Annotated in this window: 17 protein-coding genes; 5 read left to right on the top strand and 12 right to left on the bottom strand. The window is 54.2% G+C overall.

The features are described 5' to 3' along the window. Nucleotides 1-58 precede the first annotated feature (58 nt). Nucleotides 59-787 (top strand): hypothetical protein, encoded by a 729-nt coding sequence (locus tag NTX59_11065; GenBank protein ID MCX5786216.1) that lies wholly within the window; start codon nt 59-61, stop codon nt 785-787. A gap of 28 nt (nt 788-815) precedes the next feature. On the opposite strand, the gene NTX59_11060 is transcribed toward NTX59_11065, so the two are convergent. The 10 genes from NTX59_11060 to NTX59_11015 form a co-directional block, all read right to left on the bottom strand. Then, on the bottom strand, nt 816-1,511 hold the full coding sequence (locus NTX59_11060; GenBank protein MCX5786215.1) for a hypothetical protein: 696 nt from the start codon (nt 1,509-1,511) through the stop codon (nt 816-818). Then, nucleotides 1,508-2,482 (bottom strand): ABC transporter ATP-binding protein, encoded by a 975-nt coding sequence (locus NTX59_11055; protein ID MCX5786214.1) that lies wholly within the window; start codon nt 2,480-2,482, stop codon nt 1,508-1,510. Before NTX59_11055 ends, NTX59_11060 begins: the two co-directional genes overlap by 4 nt. A 33-nt stretch (nt 2,483-2,515) precedes the next feature. Next, nucleotides 2,516-3,064, bottom strand: a complete 549-nt coding sequence (locus NTX59_11050; GenBank protein ID MCX5786213.1) for an MOSC domain-containing protein — start codon at nt 3,062-3,064, stop codon at nt 2,516-2,518. A 26-nt stretch (nt 3,065-3,090) separates the two neighbouring features. Then, nucleotides 3,091-3,252 (bottom strand): hypothetical protein, encoded by a 162-nt coding sequence (locus NTX59_11045; protein ID MCX5786212.1) that lies wholly within the window; start codon nt 3,250-3,252, stop codon nt 3,091-3,093. A gap of 172 nt (nt 3,253-3,424) precedes the next feature. Then, nucleotides 3,425-5,266 carry a WD40 repeat domain-containing protein gene (locus NTX59_11040; GenBank protein ID MCX5786211.1) on the bottom strand — a complete coding sequence of 614 codons (1,842 nt, stop codon included), beginning with the start codon at nt 5,264-5,266 and terminating at the stop codon, nt 3,425-3,427. A 156-nt stretch (nt 5,267-5,422) separates the two neighbouring features. Further along, nucleotides 5,423-6,124 (bottom strand): hypothetical protein, encoded by a 702-nt coding sequence (locus NTX59_11035; GenBank protein MCX5786210.1) that lies wholly within the window; start codon nt 6,122-6,124, stop codon nt 5,423-5,425. Nucleotides 6,125-6,375: 251 nt separating this feature from the next. Continuing rightward, complete coding sequence (locus NTX59_11030; GenBank protein MCX5786209.1) at nt 6,376-6,918, bottom strand: DNA-deoxyinosine glycosylase; 543 nt, start codon at nt 6,916-6,918, stop codon at nt 6,376-6,378. 105 nt (nt 6,919-7,023) lie between these two features. After that, nucleotides 7,024-7,848: a hypothetical protein gene (locus NTX59_11025; protein ID MCX5786208.1), complete on the bottom strand. Its 825-nt coding sequence runs from the start codon at nt 7,846-7,848 to the stop codon at nt 7,024-7,026. 207 nt (nt 7,849-8,055) lie between these two features. Then, nucleotides 8,056-9,438, bottom strand: coding sequence for a hypothetical protein (locus NTX59_11020; GenBank protein ID MCX5786207.1), 1,383 nt, complete (start codon nt 9,436-9,438; stop codon nt 8,056-8,058). 184 nt (nt 9,439-9,622) lie between these two features. Then, nucleotides 9,623-10,549 carry a hypothetical protein gene (locus NTX59_11015; GenBank protein MCX5786206.1) on the bottom strand — a complete coding sequence of 309 codons (927 nt, stop codon included), beginning with the start codon at nt 10,547-10,549 and terminating at the stop codon, nt 9,623-9,625. Nucleotides 10,550-10,793: 244 nt separating this feature from the next. On the opposite strand from NTX59_11015, the gene NTX59_11010 reads away from it, so the two are divergent. After that, nucleotides 10,794-11,387, top strand: a complete 594-nt coding sequence (locus NTX59_11010) for a hypothetical protein (protein MCX5786205.1) — start codon at nt 10,794-10,796, stop codon at nt 11,385-11,387. 47 nt (nt 11,388-11,434) lie between these two features. Here the strand turns inward: NTX59_11010 and NTX59_11005 are convergent, their stop codons facing one another. Continuing rightward, complete coding sequence (locus NTX59_11005) at nt 11,435-12,667, bottom strand: hypothetical protein (GenBank protein ID MCX5786204.1); 1,233 nt, start codon at nt 12,665-12,667, stop codon at nt 11,435-11,437. A 213-nt stretch (nt 12,668-12,880) separates the two neighbouring features. On the opposite strand from NTX59_11005, the gene NTX59_11000 reads away from it, so the two are divergent. Genes NTX59_11000 through NTX59_10990 form a run of 3 tightly spaced genes read left to right on the top strand, consistent with a single transcriptional unit; the run spans nt 12,881 to nt 16,750 of the window. Next, nucleotides 12,881-14,881 carry a phosphoenolpyruvate synthase gene (locus NTX59_11000; protein ID MCX5786203.1) on the top strand — a complete coding sequence of 667 codons (2,001 nt, stop codon included), beginning with the start codon at nt 12,881-12,883 and terminating at the stop codon, nt 14,879-14,881. After that, nucleotides 14,871-16,115: an MFS transporter gene (locus tag NTX59_10995; GenBank protein ID MCX5786202.1), complete on the top strand. Its 1,245-nt coding sequence runs from the start codon at nt 14,871-14,873 to the stop codon at nt 16,113-16,115. Before NTX59_11000 ends, NTX59_10995 begins: the two co-directional genes overlap by 11 nt. Then, nucleotides 16,112-16,750, top strand: coding sequence for a hypothetical protein (locus NTX59_10990; protein MCX5786201.1), 639 nt, complete (start codon nt 16,112-16,114; stop codon nt 16,748-16,750). The genes NTX59_10995 and NTX59_10990 overlap by 4 nt, the downstream gene beginning before the upstream one ends. Before the next feature lie 144 nt (nt 16,751-16,894). On the opposite strand, the gene asnA is transcribed toward NTX59_10990, so the two are convergent. Next, on the bottom strand, nt 16,895-17,932 hold the full coding sequence (gene asnA, locus NTX59_10985) for an aspartate--ammonia ligase (GenBank protein ID MCX5786200.1): 1,038 nt from the start codon (nt 17,930-17,932) through the stop codon (nt 16,895-16,897). Between the last annotated feature and the right edge of the window lie 1,226 nt (nt 17,933-19,158).

Genomic DNA, 19,158 nt, shown 5'->3' with positions numbered 1-19,158 from the left:
ATGGGGTCTGCTAAAAAATATGTGCGATCGTTTTTTAAATCCGTGTAATCTAATTCCCATGAAAATAGCGGTTTTCATGCTCTTCTGTCTGATAATAGTAAGCCAGCTCGCGCCGGTCCGCGCGCAGGCGCTGCCTGATTTGAAGGCCCAGGCGGCATGGGGAGAAAAAGAGAAGCAGGAGTTCCTGAAATTCCTCAAATCCGACCAGCAGGTCCCTATTACCGGCCAGGTAAAAAAAGTAGCCGCCGCGAAGGGCGAACGCGCCGCGCCCAGGAAAGCCCGCTATTTTACCCTGAACATGGTCACCGACACACTGCTTGCGACGGCAGCCGACGGGAAAGTGGAAACCATAACGCAGAATTCAGGTCCCCAAGTGCTTTTGGGCGGGCATCTTTTCTCATGGGTCCGCTACTACGGCGGGTTAAAATACAACCGGCTGAGCCGGCAGAAACTGGACGGAACCGAAGCCCGGCTGACCCATTTTGAAATTCCCGTGGGAATGGAACTTGCGCTTATCCCGCTGGGCACGCCGCAAACGCGCTATGTGATCATGCGCCTGGGCCTGTCCGCTCACTCTATATCCGGCCCGGCTGACAAATCCGACTTCAAGACCCCCCTGCTGGGCTGGTACACCGCATGGAACGCGGGAGTCGGCTACGAATGGCAGTTCGCCAATTCCAACTGGCGGGCGCACCTGCTGGCCGAAGGATACAGATCCTTCGCCGGCAGCAACTCTCCAAAATTTTACGGGATAGGCCTCACAGGCGGGTTTGTGTACACCTTCTAAAATATTTCAGCAGGCTAATGGCTTTCCCCTAATCCCCCCGTCCGCCTTCTCCGAAACGGCGGAGCCTAAGAGCCAGAAGAGCCCCCGCGACCAGACATCCGCCGTAAACCGCGGCGTATATCAGATCAAGCCCGCCGGTCACCGGCCCGACCGCGCTGCACAAGTAAAGCGGCGGCAGGAGAACCGAGATATGCCGGAGCCAGTCGGGGCAGAATAATGTATTGTGCGCGTAAAGGGAGAGAAGACAAAGGGGCAGGGCGACAAATATGTCCATGGGGAATATGCTTGAAAGGAAGAAGACGAGGCCTCCCGCCACGAGGTATTGCAAAGAAAGCTGCCACGCATAGTGCAAAACCGGCGGAAAAAACCCGTACTTCCAATAGTATATCCCCTCAAATAACACAGCGAAAACATGCAGGGAGACTCCGCCCAACAGCCAGCGCAGAATATAATAGCCGCGGGGGTCCAGGGGGCGGGAAAAAAAGATCCTGTAATAACCGCGTTTCAGGTCTCTGTTGACGATGGACTTTGTCAGCGACAGGATCGCCACGAAAGCGCAGAAGTTGAGGACATAGGGGAAAAGACCCAGGGGGCCGCCGGGGCCGCCTGCCGACACCACGGCGGGCAATAAGAACGCCACCGCAAGCATAAGTAGCGGGGTCAGAAAAGCTCCCGACATATCACGCAGCATCCAGCCGGCATAACCCCATGGCAGTTTTATCATACTGGTTTTTTTACAGATGAACGGAAGGCGCGCTCAAGGCCGCTTTGGTCCGGCTGGAACGCGGAAACAACGGCGCCGGCCGCCAGTAATTTTGCCAGCCCGAGGTTCAGGGCGCCTGCATCCCCTTCAAGCCTGTACTCGTTCTCCCGCCCTTCCACTGACACGGCTTCGGGAAATATTTCTTTGAGCGCCGCGCAAGGCGCCCCAAGCTTCAGCCGGAACGAAGCCGAGGGAACGACGGCTCCGGACCGCACTACGCGCTGCAGGCGGCCGCGGTCAAGGATAGCGACCCGGTCCGTGAGGCGTTCCAACTCGTCCAGGTTGTGCGAGGCGATAAGGATCAGGCGCCCGGGACGGCGCAGCTTGCGCACCAGCTCCCGAAAGCGCGGTATCCACACGGGGTCCAGACCGTTTGACGGTTCGTCAAAGATCATAAGGTCGCTGTCGGCCATGAGCGTTTGGGCTATGCCAAGCCTTTGCAGGGTGCCTTTGGATAAACGCCCCGCCGGCGCTCCCCTGTACTCGCCAAGCCCCAGCTCCGCGATAACAGTCTCCACGCGCGGCCCCATAGCGGCGCGGGGCATGCTTCCCAGGGCGCCGAGGCGCCGCAAAGCCGTTTCCACGGTCCATTTCGGGGGTATGCGGATAAGTTCGGGGAGATAAGCGATACCCTCCCTCTGGACATATTCGCGCGGCGCCATGCCCCGTATAAGCGCCGTTCCTCCGGTTGGACCGAGGAACCCCAGCAGGATAGAAAGCAGTGTGGATTTGCCGGCGCCGTTAGGGCCCGCTATACCGACCACCTCGTTCCAGTAAAGGGTTGCTGTGACATCGGAGAGCGCATCGACCTTAGACCCGAAAAGCAGGGAATACGTCTTACACAAACCTGCCAACTCTACCGCTGTCCGGGCGCCTGAGACGTTCGCGGCCTCAGCGGCGGCGGCGCTGGGTATTTCAGTTTTTTTATCCATCTTTTTGCGCTCAAATCCGCGCTGTTTCGCGCGTTAAATTTTTTTAACCACATCGCCTACACGGAACGTTCCGGATTTAACGACCCTGGCATTGATGCCGCGGAGGTTGAGTTGTTTGCCCGCCGGGGAATTAACGAACTTCGCCGCATCCGGCCCGAACCACTCCGAAAATTGTTTACAGCCTGTGTGAGGCTCGGCGCTGACCGCTATCACTGCCGAGCCGAGAACTAATTTAGTCCCGGGAGGTAAATTTCCGGAGCTCAGATCGAGGTCTATAAAAAGCTGATCCCCCGCAAGCTGCCATCTGTTTTTCTCCCGCGCCACAAGGGCGGCAGCGCGGGAATTCATGATAGTAAGCTGGGTCGCGGGATCAGGCTTTCCATCCGGTGTACGGGAACTGCCGCGCTTGCTCCAATTGTCCCCCACAAGCCCTTCCGCCGGATTAAGTTCGCCTTCTTCCAACACCTCACGCTCTCCGGCTTCAGGCCGTCTGACTATCAGTTCCAGCGAGCCCTCGTCTTTGGGCGACTGCCGGACCCCGTCCAATCCGGCTTCGAGCTCGTTCCAGGTCAAATGTTTCATCGATGATCCGATACCATAATTGGAAATTACTTTGACTTATAAAACCCGCACATGATCGGTTTATTGATAATATCGTCCGGCATCTTATGGCCGTAGCATTTGTTCTCGGAATCAAGGTTTTTGCACTCCACGCACTTGACTTTAGTCTTGCCCGTCAACAGTCCCAGCAGCATACAGACATAGCGCATATGCATCTCCTTTATATTTTCCGGCAGAATCAAACCCTTTACCCATCGCCTGTTATTATCAGTGCTCCGCCGGCACCTTAAAATAAGCCTTGAGATGTCCGCAGGCCGGGCATGCAGCGGGCGGTTCATGTCCCTCGCGGACATAACGGCAGTTACTGCAGCGCCGTCCGATTCAGGAGTCTTTCTTCAACACCCTGGCTTCTTCTATGGCCTTTTGGCAGGCGGATAGAAGTTCCGTGTCCCTGGGTGAAATTTTCGCGGCATAAAACTGTTTTTTTAAACCGCACATTTTTTCACAGCAGTCGTAGTTCTTGATCTTAAAGAACGCTTCAGCAAGGCCTGAAAAGGTGGAAGGATCGAGCTTTAACATCAGCAGAGTTTCCGGCCTGTTGATTTCCTCGTATATAGCGACAAACGCGTCATAGTCCTCGGGTTTTACAAACTCGTCCGATAGCCGGCCGGAACGCAACATGTTTACCGCCATTTTATAATTGCCTTCTTTCACGAACTTAACCGCGTAAGACAATAAAAAATAATAAGGGATATCTTCCTTAGGCAGATCGTCAAGAGCCCGCATGCCGCGATAAAGCTCAAGCAGCTCCTGCTGGGGCAGGTTCTGCGGTTTTCCGCCGATCGCCTTGTATTCAGTGTATAGTTTAAAGGCGTTTTCATAGCTTCCGGAAAGCGTCTCGTTTTTTATCGCATCCGGCAAAGTCTTCCTTAATCTGGCGTTCCTTTTTGACTTGAAAACAGCCCACACAACAGCCAGCAGCGCAAAAGCGCACAGCAAATATTCCAAACCTGTTGCTGCCAGTCGTTTTATTTCCTGTTTCTTTCGGTTCAGGGAGTTCACAGCCTCATTAAGTTTTTCCTCACAGCTTATGTTTTGTTTATAGGAAAGCGCCTGTTTAAATTCCGCTATCGACTTTTTAAGGTTCGACATTGTCGGCGAAGACAACAGCTGAAGCCCCGCCTCATAGTGGATATCGTAATTTTTGTTTTTCTCGGCTTCTATTCCATCCAGTGTCTGCATTTCTTTGTCGCGGCTGTCCGCCTCCCATGGCGTCAGCCATAGCTTAATGGTTTTATCAAAACTTCCGGACGCCAGATATTTCCCATCCGGGGAAAGAGCCACGGATTTTACCGAACCACTGTGCCCTTTAAACGTTCTCGTGAGCGCGCCGTCGGAAACATGCCAGGCGTTTACCGTGTTATCGCCGGCCCCGGAAAAGACGTAAGTGCCGTCCGGGGAATACGCGACGGCAAGAACCGGCTGTTGCTGGCCGGTAAAAGTTTTTACGCACACACCGTCCTTAATCCGCCAGATCTTAACAGAGCCGTCATCGCTTCCGGAGGCAAGATAATTGCCTGTTTTAGAGAAAGCCACTGAACTGACGGCATCGCGGTGCCCCTCAAGCGTTCTTACGCAGCCGCCGCTTTCGACATCCCAGATCTTTATGGTGTGATCCGCGCTTCCGGAAGCGATGTGTTTACCGTCGGACGAGATGGAGACCGAATAAACATATCCTGAATGCCCCTTTAGCGTTTTGTCGGGCGTTCTGGAATCAACCCGCCAGATCTTGATCGTGCCATCGGTGCTTCCTGAAGCGATTCGTTTTCCATCCGGAAAAAAAGCCGCCGACCAGACGGAATCCCTGTGTCCTTTAAATGTGTTTATACAGGAACCGTCTTCGATGTTCCATATTTTCACAGTATTGTCTTCGCTGGCAGACGCAAGATTTTTCCCATCCGGAGAAAACGCCACTGAATTAACGAAACTCTTATGTCCTTTAAGCGTTTTAACGCACAAGCCATCTTCCAGACGCCAAATTTTCAGGGTATTATCCACCCCCCCTGACGCGATATATTTTCCGTCGGGTGAAAATGCGACCGAATAGATTATTTTTGAATGCCCTTTGATGGTTTTCAGCAGCAAACTTTCCTGTCCGGAGAGATTATCCGGGCTGTAAACATATGCGCCGAGAAAACAAATACATAGAAAAATAGTTTTCATTTTTTATCCCCTTATGCCTTTATAATACAATCCTTCAGGGGATATCGTCAAAGGGACTATGCTCCGGGCCAGTGTTACGACTAAATAGTTCCGGTAAAAAGGCATAAAAAAACAGCCGGTTTTTAAACCGGCTGTCTTTATTTTAAATGCCGAAAGTTACTTAATGATAGTTATCAGCGGAGTATTGGGCACGGTAGGCCTGCAGGGTGTGGATATCGGGCCCACCCACGGACTGGGAGACGGTATCGTCGGGAACGGGTTGGGGTTGGAGATATAGCTGCCGTCCTTACAGCGATAGGTGCAGAAGTGGCCGTCGTCCATGGCCAGCTGGCAGACATCCTGCGCCGGCGCGGCCTTCGCGGCGGCCTGTATCGGACCCTTGGGCGTGATCTGGAAAACATCCAGCACCCTGTTGACGGAGTACTTGTAAACCGTGGTGACAGGCTTCATGCTGAGGAACGAGCCCCAGAGACAGACTTCAAAAACTTCTTTCTGTCCCGGCTGAAGCACCCTGGGCTCCGTTACGACTATCTGCGCGTCGGCGCTGTAGTTCTGGAACGAAGGGGTGCAGATCTGGCCTACGTAGGGACCCATGTTCTGGCAATCCTGGTCCTCTTCACGGCTGGAAAGAGGCACCACCGCCGAGGTCAGCGGATCGGACGGACCGAATGTGATGTTTTTGCAGTCGCGGCTGATATAAACCGGCATACCAAATTTGGCGGCCGGAATTACGGTATCCGACGTTTTGGCCTGCTGGATAACGCTTTTTACGTCTACTCCCTGGTCGAAGTTTACGGCGGCATTGGCTGAAGCTACGAAGCCTAAGCAAACAAGACCTATGATCAATTTACTGTTCATGCAGTTTTGCCTCCCCGAGTTTCCATCGTGTACAAACGGTACGGACTTCCTGGTTAAATTATAACTTTAAATACCGGGTTATGTAAGAGGCTTTAGGCCTATAGCGAGCCTTCCCAAAAGGCCCATCCTTGGGGGCTGCCGGAAAAGCCAGGCAGCCCCATGCTCACACGAATTTAAGACAGATCGCACGGATTTTTCCTGGAAACCTTATCCATGTGATCACTCTCTTACCTGTGTAAACCGAGCCCTGATTAAAACTTAATAATTACCGACCACCGCGCCAGCTTTCCCCCTTTTGTCAGGCTTGCCATCGCAGGGCTTGTGGAAGGCAGCCTTAAGTACTTAATCCGCGGGTATTTGCTCTGCACGACCGGAAGAACCCGCTTTTTATAATCTCTCTCAGCCCTGCCTCCGTTGAAAAAAACACGCCTGATGGTTTTATGTTTCGCGTAAAAAGGCAAAAAATTATTTTCGACCAGTGATGCTTCAATTATAGACGAGTCCAGGCTTCCTTCCCTTTCACAGGCCTTCAAAACATCCCAAAGGGCGATATTATTCTTTTTTAATATTTCTTTCCTTTCTTTATAGCCGGCGGCAGGGTCGAATTTCAGCAGACGGCTCAATATGAACCAGAATGAATTTCTTTGATTCGCGTAGTACTGCTTTTTTCTCAGCGATTCCTCCCCCGGCATACTTCCTAATATAAGCACTCTGGGTTTTCCCCCGGCTATGGGCGGGAACCCGGTTTTATGAGCGCACCCGGAGATACGCGATAATTTAGCCGTTTTATACATTTCTTCCCACAAAAAATAATGTTATATCCCTAATTCACTTGTGAATCTTCAGCCTTCAGCCTTAAGCCCTCAGCCTTCCCGAAAAAGCAAACTGAATTTTTCGGATTAAGGGCGTGTCTGCTGGAACCGCAGCAGCACCGGGACCGACCGGTCGATATAGTTCCCAAAATCGCGGCGGCCTGAGAAGAGCGGCAAAAGCTCGGCCTCAAGCGAAGCAAGCTGGGGATAGTTGGAATGACTGAAGTACTCTCCCGGCCTGGCCTGCTCCGGCCACAGAGAGGCCAAAGACGGCTCGCCGAGAATGAAGGCCGCCGATATTTCGGAGAAGGCCCATAAGCGCTGATCGTCAAGCTGCTGCCGGCCGTAGCTGGCGCGCGCCAGCTGAAAAACATGGGACAGCACGATTTCATGCGCCACTATCCGCAGTTTCAGCTTCGGGGAAAGGTCGTATCGGGCGGCGATCTTGCTGCCGTACCAATCGCTTATACCGGGATGAAACACAGACACGACGCAGACATACCCCGGGTGAAACCACGTATGCCCGGTCATTGAGGTCACTGTTTTCGAGAATTTTTCAACGATGGGCTGCCAGAGGGCGGTGTACTCCTGCCGGGCACTGCCCAGAGATGCCGCCAACCGGCCGTACCGCTCGTCCACCAGCTTTGCGATGACATCCGCCACCTCCGCGACATCTTTGGCGGCGTGTATGCGCTCCGCCACATCGCGCGTTATGCCCATGGAGGCGGCCCGCGAAGCCAGTCCGGCGGGGTCGTCGTGATGGAGCATCCCGTAGATATGAGTACGGTCAAAATCCTTGTCAATAACGAAATGAATATCAAAAGCTGAAACGCCGGCCCGAATGCCGGAGTCCGTCGGCCTTGCGATATCTGTCCGCGCTGCGCCGGCGCACCCAAGGAGACCAGCACACAATCCAAGTATCACGCCATGAGTTCTAATGAGCCCCCCTTACCTTCCGGCCATAGGGAATATTGTTAAAAGTTTGATCGCTTGTCGCGGCATACAATACCTTATGAAACTACAACTTAGTATTCAATCTTTCAATAATGTGCATATCCCCCTGATAAAACAAAACTGCGCAGGCTATGCCCGCGCAGTTTTGATGACTGGCAAGAACAATCAGTCCGGCAGTTGAATGGTATAGCCTTCCTTGGCAAGGAACTCAACCGCCTTTTCTATGGTAGAAAAGGCACCGGAGTTCTCCTGCCTGGCTCCGAAGTCATTCAGTTTGGCCAGTATGCATTCCAAAGCGGCACGGACCGGCTGAGGCGTTTCGGGTTTTCTTATAAGCGCGTAGACGTCTTCATAAAAGCTGACATCCCGGCTCACCGGCCCGCGCACACACCAGTAAGCGCCGTTTATCACCCCGTATCCGGCGCCGGTCCTGACCGGCCCGCCGGTCGCCTCTCCGGAAGAGCCGGTAAAGAAATAGTGCTGCTCATCCCAGCGCTGCTTGTCCAGGACTATATAAATATCATTCTCATTAAGAGGAGGAATCCCTCCGGGGCGATACGCGGTGCCCTGGCTTGCCATAATAAGCTCCCTCGCGTAAGGGAACCTGGCTCCCTGCCCGTGGCAGTAAAGCCTGGCGGAGGTCGCGGTCGTGTGGGGCTGCGTGGGAGCGGAAGGTATCCATTGCAGGTTCGGCTGGGGATTTACCCAGTCGGCGTACTCGTTGGACTGTAAGAAATCAAAAACCTTTCTGGCCAGGAGTTTCATGGAGATATTGATCGGAGCGGATACCTCAAAACCCCGTATCTGCCCGGTCTTGATCTTTTCCACGGTCAGGGTAACGGAGATATTGGCTCCGCCCAGCATGGTATAGGAACCATAAAGGACATAATCCATGGATTTAAAGATATCCATCGGCAGAGATTTGCGCTGCGAACGCGCTTTCACGTCCACGACCACGGGGGAACCGGAATACAGGAAATCCACCCTGCGGAGTCCGTCTCCGATGCCGTAAGCGCGGTAAAGCTCGTCAAGCTCGGCGCGGAACTGGTTTTCAAACGATACCGGTATTCCCTGCACGGCCTCGTCCTTATGCTTGTTATGCACCTCGTCAAAAGTCAGGACGATCTGGGCAAGGGTTTTCGCCAGCTCGTTCAGGTCCGCGTTGGACGCGGCCATGGGGATGAATAGCTCGCCGAATTCCTGCAGGAGCATCTTCCGCACCATATCCCTGTTCTGGCTCATCGTATACGAGAACTCGGCGTAGTCGGCCCCGCGGAGAAAAAGAATGTCGGGCCATATATGCGCGGTCCCTTCCTGATTGACAAAACCCTGATCGGGCTGAACATTGCTTTCGGGAGCTTTAGGGGCCGGAACTTTAGCGCTCTTGGCGCGCAGGCCTACGATCAGTTCGGCCATGGAGCCCTTGTTGGAGCCGTCCAAGAAAGAAGAGAAGTCGCCGGCGGCGCGGGCCGGCGCCGACAGGGCGCAGACCAACGCGAAAAAAACTATTGCGGAGGTGGCTTTGGAAACGGATTTGTTGTAGGTCATTGCTGATAGTTTAGCGTAAACGGGGCTGTTCCATAAGAGGCCAAGTACCCAGATCAAGGAAGTTTTAATACCTATTATTTATATAGGTCCGGCTGGCCCAAAAAGTAGGCCTTTAGGGCCCACGCCCTAATTAGTTACAAATAAAAAAGGCGGAGCTTTTGAGGCCCCGCCCGCTTTTATCGGATCATTTCCCGCCGGCGTCAGCAACACCGATGGGTTCGGCGACGATCTTCGGCTTTGCAAGCATGGGGTAATGATAGACTATCACATCCCCCGGGCCCAGCCGGATGATCTTCAGGGTGAATCTATATTTCCGGCCGAGCCGGAATAGATCCCAGACCGGAACGTCCGTGGGGAAAGAAACCACGAGCTCCCGCGCGGAGCACTGGAAAGACGACCGGCTGAAGGTGCGCGGGCTCTCTGAGATGACGACATACGATGTCGGACCGCCGCCGCAATCCTGACCGCATTTTGAATCAGGCGCGATATAGGCGATATAGCCTTCCGTATTGAAGATCCCCGCCTGGCCGTTCTTGTTGAGCCGGCTGATCGCGGCTGACGGATATTTCTCGTCGGGGTCCGGGTATCGCCCGGCCAGGCCGCGCATACGCTTTTCAGGCTTCCTGGGACGCGTCTTCTTGGACGGGATCAAAGGCTTGTCGCCGCTCTGGATGAGGGAGATATTCGCTCCATTGCGGCTGCTCCTTATCGATGCGCCGTCCGCGTAGGCGGGATGATCCCAGTTTAAAAAAGAGACAGCGCCGCCTGGTCCCATCGCGGAACCTGCTTCTATATCTGCCCTGATTTTCTGCCCCGCGCTGAAAGTGCCGGGATCGTTGTCGATCGCCCTGTAGATCCGCCCCTTTTCCACCGGGCATTTCTCTTCCTGACCTGCGTGCATCGCTTTGATGTCAACGGCGCGTATCTTCAAATCAATGTAGGTACTTTCATATTCCCGGCCTGAATCAAGAAGCTTGGTTTCAGAGCCGACAGCGACTATTTCCGCCGTTACGGAGCAGGAAGCGCTGCCTATGTCAGAGGCTTGGGATTTCCCGGACAAAAATACCAGGATGGGAACCGCGATTAACAAAAGAAAACATATTCTCTTCATATTGAAATCAAAGTACTCTCGGCAAGTTCACGGCATATCAGGCGACTTTGTCCCCTGCCTGTACCTGTATTTCCGCTTTCAACCGGCCATACACATTATACCTCAAAGACTTAAAGATTATTCCCCCTCTCCTTTTCATATAAGAGTTTCCCGCCGGCATAGGCCTTTAGGCCTATACGCATAGGGACGATGGACCCTGACAAAACGCCCCGGCAGCTGGTAACATATATCCAGGAGAATTTTTATGAAACCCTCAATTCTTCTGTCCGCCGCAATACTTTTAGCCCCCTCGGTTTACGCCGCCGATCTTAACAATATTCATGCTTCAGAAATCAGGGCGTTGGAAATATCCGTACCCGCGCCCGTCCCCGCTGTAGAGTCGGAGAAAGTGCTTGACGGCCAGTATCTCTGCTACGGGGATTCCTGCTCCATCACGACCAGTGCCACCAACGTGTGCTCGGACGGCATGAAGATCGTGACGGAATTCAAAAGCAGCGAATATATAGACGAGAACCTCAAAAAATGGGCCGAATACCAGCGCAACATAGGGAAAAGCGCGAAATGGCGGGACCCCAGCCACCAGAATACGACCGCTACCGGAAAAGTAAATCCCTTCCAGATCGCCTATGTGGTCGTTCCCGGGAGCCAGCGCAAGCTGCTGAACAAGGTCGCCAAGGTCTGTGTGCTGGCAACCGGTAAATGCATAACCGCCGAAGTGCGTGAAGTCGGACCGGCGTTTGGCGAGATCTCCGTGGGCGCCATGATGCAGTTAGGACTTGACGCGCATCCCTGGGAAGGGCGCTACACTGGCAGGATTTCCTACACTTTCTCCAATTAACAGGCCGCCGGCTATAGACTAGGCCGTCTGATAGGCATAGCCATTGGCTAGAAACAGGCGCCGAATTCCCCCTCGTCAGTGACTATCCGGATACGCCCGGCGGTTTTTTTCGCCTGCCCGGATGTTCCGGACAGGATACCCACCCATGACCAGTCGTCCTGTCCGACAGGGCTTGCCTTGGCCCCGTTCCCGAGGATACGGGTGTGAAGGCAGGAGACGGGCCCCGGTAAGATCACATCCCTGATGGTCCCTCCGCTTTTCAGACCGTAAAGGATCGCCTCCGTCTCCCGCCTGCGCGATAGATCGCCGTACGGATTGCCCGTATCAGAGTGGAACAGCCCGACCTGGAGCGCATGCTTGTATATTTCCGAAGGAGGCACATTATAGGAAAGCGCCAGAAGCTCGGCTATCGGCCCTCCGCCGGGCCGCCCGACATTGGGATCTATCATATGGCAGCTCTCCTCGCATTCGATAAACTCCACATGGAAATAGCCGTTCCGGAATCCGGAGCGCTCGACCAGAATTCCAACGGCCCTTTTGGCGTTTTCCCGGACGGACGGGTTCATCCCCGGGTCTATAGGAAAACTGGCGCCTGTTTCGGTCGTCCCCACTTTCCTCCGCCCCGTAAACCCCAGATAATTGATCCGCCCGTCTATGACATAGCCTTCCAGACTGAACAAAGGCCCGGTGGCGAAGGCTTGCACGATCCAGCGGCCGGAATCCAGTTCTTTCGGCAGCTTGCAGCCGGCGATATGCCCGGGAAGACGCGCGACATCTTCCGGGGTCTCCAGCCTCAGTACGCCCGTACCGCCTGCGCCGAGAGTGGGCTTCGCGACGAGAATTTTAAAAATTCCCAGGAGGTCCAGTATCTCGTCCTGCGGGACCTGCCCGGCCCTGAAGCCGATAGTTATAGGGATATACTCCGGAACGAGCTTGAAGGAAAAGTTTTTATCCTTCAGCTTGGAGACATTCCTGTCCAGGCCCGGAACTCCGAGACGCAAGGCAAGTTCCGCCGCCGCCGCGATCCTCGCGTCCTGGAAAGAGGCCACCGCCGCCAGAGCGTCCGCGAGCCCGTTCGTCCTGACAAAGCCCTCCAGTTTTTCGACATTTCCGGTGTGGACGTCAAAGTGCCGATAACGCCGGATCTGGTCAAGCGTGTCACCGTGATAGTGGCTCAAGTCGCACAGGAAAACCGGGACGTATCCCATTTCCATAACGGCCTGGGCGCTGTAATGCGCGCCGATGTCGGAACTCTCAATAAGTAAAATATGCTTTTTCATAAAGACCCCTGGAGCCAAATGGAAACCCTGCGGATATAATACACTATTCGCGCGGGCGGGGTGAACACGCGGTCCAAAAGGCTCGCATGCGGATAGGTCCAATTCCTTCCGTCAAATAGGCCCAAAGCCTTTGTTACCGTCTTATCTTAAAATATATATTACAACTAGCTGGCGGCCCGCCGCGAGCATGAAAGCTAATATCGGGGGGATTTTATGTCCGAAGCGAATTCAGCGGCAGTTCAGCTTTCCGCCGAGGAAACGGTTGCGTCTCTTATAGGCGAAAGGCTTACCCTGCAGGCGTTCCACCAGCTGGCGGGAGTTCTGGCCGGATATCCGTTCGTCAAGATCGTCGTTGACCGGCAGGAGAAAACCATTCATTTTGTCAACAACGCCAGGTATCAGTTCCATCTCGACTATATCGGGGAGCGGATCCTGAAAACCAATGTGCGGGAGCTGGAAAGCAAGATAGACGATTTCAACCGCAGCGTGTACTTTGATCCGCAGCGGCGTTTTTACCTCGGTATAGCGGCCCTCCACGCGAGAAATGAAAACCCGTTCTTCACGCTTGAAACGGTGGAAGTGGATACCATGGACGCCGCCATGCTGAAGTTCTTTTACGATTTCGTCAAGAAAAACCTGGACCCCGGCCTGCCGCTGCTTTTCAAGCCGGCCAATCATCTCCAGGAGGAATTTATCGCGGAAATAGACGCGGCGGACATCCCCCGCATATACAGCCACGAGATATTCGCTTCCGCGAAGTTCATAGCGCTCAACAAAGGCAAAACCGCGGGCAGGCTGAGATTCTTTAAAAGCGAGGACGAATACCGCCGCCAGCTCCCTGACATAGAGTGGCACGACATCCTGGTAATGGCCCGCGTACCCGACGACATTCCGCGCGTGGCCGGCATTATAAATACCGCGCACACCACTCCGCTTTCCCATACCAACGTGCTGGCCAGCGGCTGGCAGATACCGAACGCCATACAGATCGGGATAGAGGAAAAGATAGAAAAGGAAAATCTTGACAGCCAGTGGGTGCGCTACGAAGTGGACTCCAACGCCGGAGGCATCATTCTTGAAAAGACCGAGCCCCCGGCGGACCGGGGCGCCCGCCCCGTCTGGTACGCGGAACGCGTGAAAATGGACCAGCCGGAAACTGTGCGCACCCCCATCGAGCATCTGAAAGATCTGCGCCTGACCGACCGGTTCCGCTACGGCACAAAGGCGGCCAACCTGGGCGAACTCAACCGGCTCGTCAGGAAAGGCTCTTCGCGCCTTCTGGGTTTTTATCAGATCAGCCGGCCGCCGCGGGAAAACCTGCTGCCGTACCTGGCTGAGCAGCTTAAAACGCGGCCCGGGTCCAACCTCGAGAAAGCGGCCTGGGATTTCCTGAAGTCGAACATAAGCATCCCGCGCGGGATCGCTATCCCGTTCTCGATACAGCAGGAATTCCTGCAGGGCTCGCCGCAGATACAGCAGCAGATCGGCAAGCTTAAAATGGCGCTGGAGCTGCGCTCAAAAGCGGTGGAACCGCTGTGCCTGGCCCTCCATCAGATGATCACCGCGGCCCGCATCCCGGACAAGCTCCGCGACTATATAGATTCGCAGATAGTGCGGCATCTGGGCGGCGTTTCCAGTTTCGTGGTGCGCAGTTCGTCCAACGCAGAGGACCTGGAAAATTTTTCCGCGGCCGGCATTTACGAATCCATCAACCAGGTCGCCACGTCCGACAGAATATTCGACAGCATCCGCACCGTATGGGCGTCGCTGGTTTCACCGAGGAGCACCCGCCTGCGCGACGAAGCCGGGATCTCACTCGACGATTCGTACATGGGCGTTATCATCCAGGAAGAGGTATCGGCGGACATGGGCGGCGTGATGATCACCAAGAATCCCGCCAACAGCGCCGACTTCAGGAATATTTACATAAACGTCTCCTCCAAATCCGTGGTCAGCGTGGTCCAGGGCTCCGATATGCCATACCAATTCCTCTACAACACGGTGGAGGGCGGCGGCCGCACGCTCTCGCTCGGGAGCGCGAAGGAAGACCTTAACGCTCAGAAAAAAACGGTCCTGGCGAAATTGGCGCTGGCGGGCCGCCTGCTCCAGTCGCATTTCTCGCAGGACTACACCTTCGCCAACCCGCTGGACATAGAATGGGCGGCGAAAGGGGACGACATTTATATTCTGCAGGCAAGACCATATGCGCGATGAGCTGAAGAAAATAATACGTTTATATTACGGTTTCCAGTTCTTTTTCCCGCTTTTTTTGTGGCTCCCTATTTTCTACGAATATCAGAAGCGGATGGGCCTGAACGACCATCAGATCTTCGGAATACAAAGCTTCTACTATCTGGCTTTTTTTCTTTTTGAGATACCTACCGGTTTTTTCGCGGATATATGGGGATACCGCCAGAGTATGCGGGTGGGAGCCGCCATACTTGTGCTTTCCAATCTGCTGCCGATCTTCTGGACGTCTTACAGCGGATTCCTCGTGCATTTTATCCTCATAGCCCTGTCGCGGTCGTTCGTCTCGGGCGCCTCAAGCGCCTATCTTTACGAATACCTGAAAGCCGGCGGCGCGGAGGCCGTATATAAACAGGCGGAAGGCAACGCCAGGGCATACGGCCTGGTAGGGAAAGTCGTATGCTGGGCGGGGATAGGCGCCGCCATGAAATGGCACATAACCCTGCCGTACTGGCTTACGTTTATCTGCGCCGTCCTTTCGTTTGTCTACGCGCAGCGGCTGCCTGAGCGCCGCATCCTGCCGCGGAAGGCCTGGGACCGCGGTTCCGGGATATGGGAAGAGAATGGTGAGGAGGAAAATGTATTCTGGGTGTCCAGGATCTGGACGCATATGAGCGAATACATGCTGCCTGTGTTCAAGATCCTCAGAAACTCTCCGTTGCTGGCGCTGTTAATGCTTCAGGGAATAGGCATATTCATACTGGGCCGGATCTGCCAGATCAACCTCTACCAGCCTATACTCGAGGCGAGAAAATTCGATCTGGTTTCCTACGGGTGGATAATGTCCGTAATGACGATCTTTGAGGCGGCCGGCTCCATGCGTCATAAATGGACAAAGCGCGTCATGGGCGATATAAACATGGTTTCCGCGCTGACGCTTATAATCGCGGGCAGCCTGTCGCTGATGGCCGTATCCGGAAAAGCCGGCACTTTCGCCGGCCTGATGATCTTCGCTTACGCCTCGGGCCTTGCCTATCCTATCCAAAAGCAGATACTGAACGACGCCATAACCGATTCGCGCTACCGCGCCACGCTGCTTTCAATGGAATCCCTTATAGACCGCGGCGTCTGCGCCTGCATCGTTCCGATGATCGCCCCGTTCGTGGCCGGAGGGAAGTTGAATTTATTCCTTCATATTTCCGCGCTGGTGACGGCCGTCTGCATAGGCATATTGTTCGTGATAATCAGGAGGACGAAATGAACGTATCATACATACTGAAAAAACTGGTATTACTGCTTCCGCTGATGGCCGCGCCCGCCGCTGCCCAGAATGCGCACCCCTGGGTTTTCTTCGACCTGGGCAAAACACTGATCGACCACACGCCGCAATACACTGACATGAAGTACATTCCGGGGGCCCGGAAATACCTCAAAGACTTAAAATCACGCGGTTTTCATCTGGGGATGCTGATAAACTGGCCGGAAGAAGAAGGGAACAGCAACGCGGAGAAACTGGAACTGGTCAAACAATTCCTGTTCAACGGCTGGAACGATCCGGCCCCGTTCGATTGGGACATGTTCGAAGCGGTGCTGTTCCCGCCGAAGAACGAACTTCGTAAGCCTAACCCGTATCTGTTCCTGCAGGCCCTGAAAACGGCAGGCCCTGACGGGGCCGTCTATCAGGGCGAAAATCCAGCCGAAATAGCGGCTGCGCAAAAAGCGGGGTTGCCGGCGCACAGGGTAATATTTTTTCCCGGGCCCGGGGAAAAGCCGACCACATTTTTAAGCGCGGACGAGATAATCTCAATGCTGTCCCGGCGCGGACCGGAAGACGGCGCCGCACGGTTTGACGGCATTCCGGCCGGCGATCTTGAGAGAACAGAATTAAAATATTAACCAGTTACCATCTGGCAGGAAATATAAGGGCCATTACCGTATGTGCCCTGCACGTCTGAAGCCCCCGGCACTTCCGAAAAACCGCAGAAACGAACCGACGCTAATAGAATTATTTTTTGCCATGGACAGTTCGCCCGCTGTCCTTTACAGCAGCCTGATACCGGCTTTCGCGCAGACGGCGGCCATGGGGGCGGGCCAGACGCTGGCGTGCACTTCGCCGATATGCAGTTTTTTGAGCAGGAACATGCAGAGCCTGGACTGGCCGATGCCGCCGCCTATGGTCTGCGGCAGGCGGTTGGCCAATAACCGTTTGTGCCAATAAAGCCCCTTTCTGCCGAGGGCGTTCTTGATTTTCAGCTGCTTCAACAACGCCTTTTTATTTACCCTGATGCCCATCGAGCTTAGCTCCAAAGCGACCTGCAGAGGCTCGTACCATACAAAAATATCCCCGTTAAGCCCCTTTCTGCCGCCGATAGTGGACGTTGTCCAGTCGTCATAATCGGGCGCCCTGTTGTCGTGCGTTTTCCCGTCATGCAGCTCGGCCCCTATGCCTATTATGAAGATGGCGCCGTGGGTTTTAGCGGCCCGGTTCTCTCTCTCCCTGGGCGTCAGCCCGGGGTACATTTTTGCCAGGTCTTCGGAATGGATGAAAGTTATATCTTCGGGAAGCACGGGCCGTATCCCGGGATATTTTCCATGAACGGCGGCCTCCGTTTCCTTCAAAGCCTTATATATCTTCCGGACGATAGTTTTCAAAAAGGCGAGGTTCCTCTGTGTTCCGGTCAATATCCTCTCCCAGTCCCACTGGTCGACGTACACGGAGTGGATATTGTCCAGGCAATCCTCGTCGGGCCGGATGGCGTTCATATCGGTATACAAGCCCTCGCCCGGACCGAACTGATAATCGGCCAGCACCATCCTTTTCCACTTAGCCAGTGAGAATACCACTTCAGCGCTTGAACGTCCGTCCTTTATCCTGAAAGACACCTTATTCTCGGTTCCGCCCAGGTCGTCATTGATCCCGGTGCCCTTTCGCACGAACAGCGGAGCCGAGACCCTCTGCAGCCGCAAATCCCTGGCAAGATTAGTCTGAAAAGCATCCTTGATAAACTTAATGGCCCTCTCCGTCTCCCTCAGCGACAGCATGGACTTATACTTTCTATCCACTATTAATTCCGCCATATGTTTACCTCCTGCGCTGCCTGTTTAAGACAATATAATGCAGATTATCGAAAGTCCCCGCACCTCACGCTTACTGCTGCCTGAAAAAATCCGGAAAAATGCTCCCGTATCCACCATTTTATTTATAATACAAAAAGTCGGGGCGTTTTTATTTAATTTTGCAGCGCTCCCCCTCGTCCGGCACCCGCCAACCGGCGAACGGCTTTTCCGGGTAAAATAAAGGGCGGGAATTTCTTCCCGCCCTTTATACGACTTGAACTTAAACTCAACTTATCTGCACGGATACGACTGTGGCCATCCCTGGCAGGTGATATTACAGGAACCATGGAAACTGAGGCATTTGCCGCAAGCTTCCTCTTTGGTCCAGCCTTGATGTCCTCCCCAATGTTCCTCAAAGCCGGTATCACTGGCAGTACAATACGGCTGGGGCGGAGGGGGCGGCGGAGGCGGAGGAGGAGGCGGCGGAGGGAACGGACCGGGATGAGGTCCGGGGTGCGGATGCCATGGGTCGGGGCCGGGTCCGGGCTGCGGATGCCATGGGCCGGGCTGGGGTCCGGGCTGCGGATGCCATGGGCCGGGCTGGGGTCCGGGCTGCGGATGCCATGGACCGGGCTGAGGGCCTGGCTGCGGATGCCATGGACCGGGCTGAGGGCCTGGCTGCGGTCCGTTGTGGTCTCCGTGGTTGCCATGTAATACATCTCCGATGATCCCTCCTATGTTGATGCGATTTTCGGCTTGCATGGTTTCTACCATGGAACCGATCGTTTTGGAGTTGTCACCGGGAGTGTCGAACGAAACTACCTGAGCCGTGGCGAAGCTCGCGTAGCCTAAGAGCGCCATCATTGCGATGAAAGCGCTTTTACTGTTTTTTTTCATGCTGTTTGTCTCCTAATTACTGCTGTGTATTTACCGTCTGGATAAATTATATAGCCTTTGCCTGATATCCCATAAGGTTCAAAAGTCCCTTAAATTTCGGATAAATGACCCAGGAGCGGGGGTTTATCAAAAACGCCTTTAGTTAAACCTTTGGCTTAGCCGATTTGTGGGCGCATTCTAATTGGAAGGCGGGTTCAACTTGGAAGTGCAGCTTTGTGCCAAAAGGCCCAACTGGAACTAGGCCTTTTTTTCTTTTTTTAGGGGCATTCCGCCTCTTACGTCCGGGCTGTTTTCGCACTATACTATGTTTGTTAGTTGAATTGTCAGCACAGCGGTTCATAAGGGATTTT

Source organism: Elusimicrobiota bacterium (genome assembly GCA_026388155.1).
GTDB lineage: Bacteria > Elusimicrobiota > Elusimicrobia > Elusimicrobiales > UBA9959 > UBA9634.
This window is presented reverse-complemented; position numbering and strand designations above follow the sequence as displayed.

Excerpts from the sequence above, each read along its gene's own strand:
- NTX59_11030 (MCX5786209.1), bottom strand. The coding sequence starts at position 6,918 with ATGTATAAAACGGCTAAATTATCGCGTATCTCCGGGTGCGCTCATAAA.
- NTX59_11060 (MCX5786215.1), bottom strand. The coding sequence starts at position 1,511 with ATGATAAAACTGCCATGGGGTTATGCCGGCTGGATGCTGCGTGATATG.
- NTX59_11040 (MCX5786211.1), bottom strand. The coding sequence starts at position 5,266 with ATGAAAACTATTTTTCTATGTATTTGTTTTCTCGGCGCATATGTTTAC.
- NTX59_11005 (MCX5786204.1), bottom strand. The coding sequence starts at position 12,667 with ATGAAAAAGCATATTTTACTTATTGAGAGTTCCGACATCGGCGCGCAT.
- NTX59_10990 (MCX5786201.1), top strand. The coding sequence starts at position 16,112 with ATGAACGTATCATACATACTGAAAAAACTGGTATTACTGCTTCCGCTG.
- NTX59_11015 (MCX5786206.1), bottom strand. The coding sequence starts at position 10,549 with ATGAAGAGAATATGTTTTCTTTTGTTAATCGCGGTTCCCATCCTGGTA.
- NTX59_11045 (MCX5786212.1), bottom strand. The coding sequence starts at position 3,252 with ATGCGCTATGTCTGTATGCTGCTGGGACTGTTGACGGGCAAGACTAAA.
- asnA (MCX5786200.1), bottom strand. The coding sequence starts at position 17,932 with ATGGCGGAATTAATAGTGGATAGAAAGTATAAGTCCATGCTGTCGCTG.
- NTX59_11050 (MCX5786213.1), bottom strand. The coding sequence starts at position 3,064 with ATGAAACATTTGACCTGGAACGAGCTCGAAGCCGGATTGGACGGGGTC.
- NTX59_11020 (MCX5786207.1), bottom strand. The coding sequence starts at position 9,438 with ATGACCTACAACAAATCCGTTTCCAAAGCCACCTCCGCAATAGTTTTT.
- NTX59_11065 (MCX5786216.1), top strand. The coding sequence starts at position 59 with ATGAAAATAGCGGTTTTCATGCTCTTCTGTCTGATAATAGTAAGCCAG.
- NTX59_11055 (MCX5786214.1), bottom strand. The coding sequence starts at position 2,482 with ATGGATAAAAAAACTGAAATACCCAGCGCCGCCGCCGCTGAGGCCGCG.
- NTX59_10995 (MCX5786202.1), top strand. The coding sequence starts at position 14,871 with ATGCGCGATGAGCTGAAGAAAATAATACGTTTATATTACGGTTTCCAG.
- NTX59_11000 (MCX5786203.1), top strand. The coding sequence starts at position 12,881 with ATGTCCGAAGCGAATTCAGCGGCAGTTCAGCTTTCCGCCGAGGAAACG.
- NTX59_11010 (MCX5786205.1), top strand. The coding sequence starts at position 10,794 with ATGAAACCCTCAATTCTTCTGTCCGCCGCAATACTTTTAGCCCCCTCG.
- NTX59_11035 (MCX5786210.1), bottom strand. The coding sequence starts at position 6,124 with ATGAACAGTAAATTGATCATAGGTCTTGTTTGCTTAGGCTTCGTAGCT.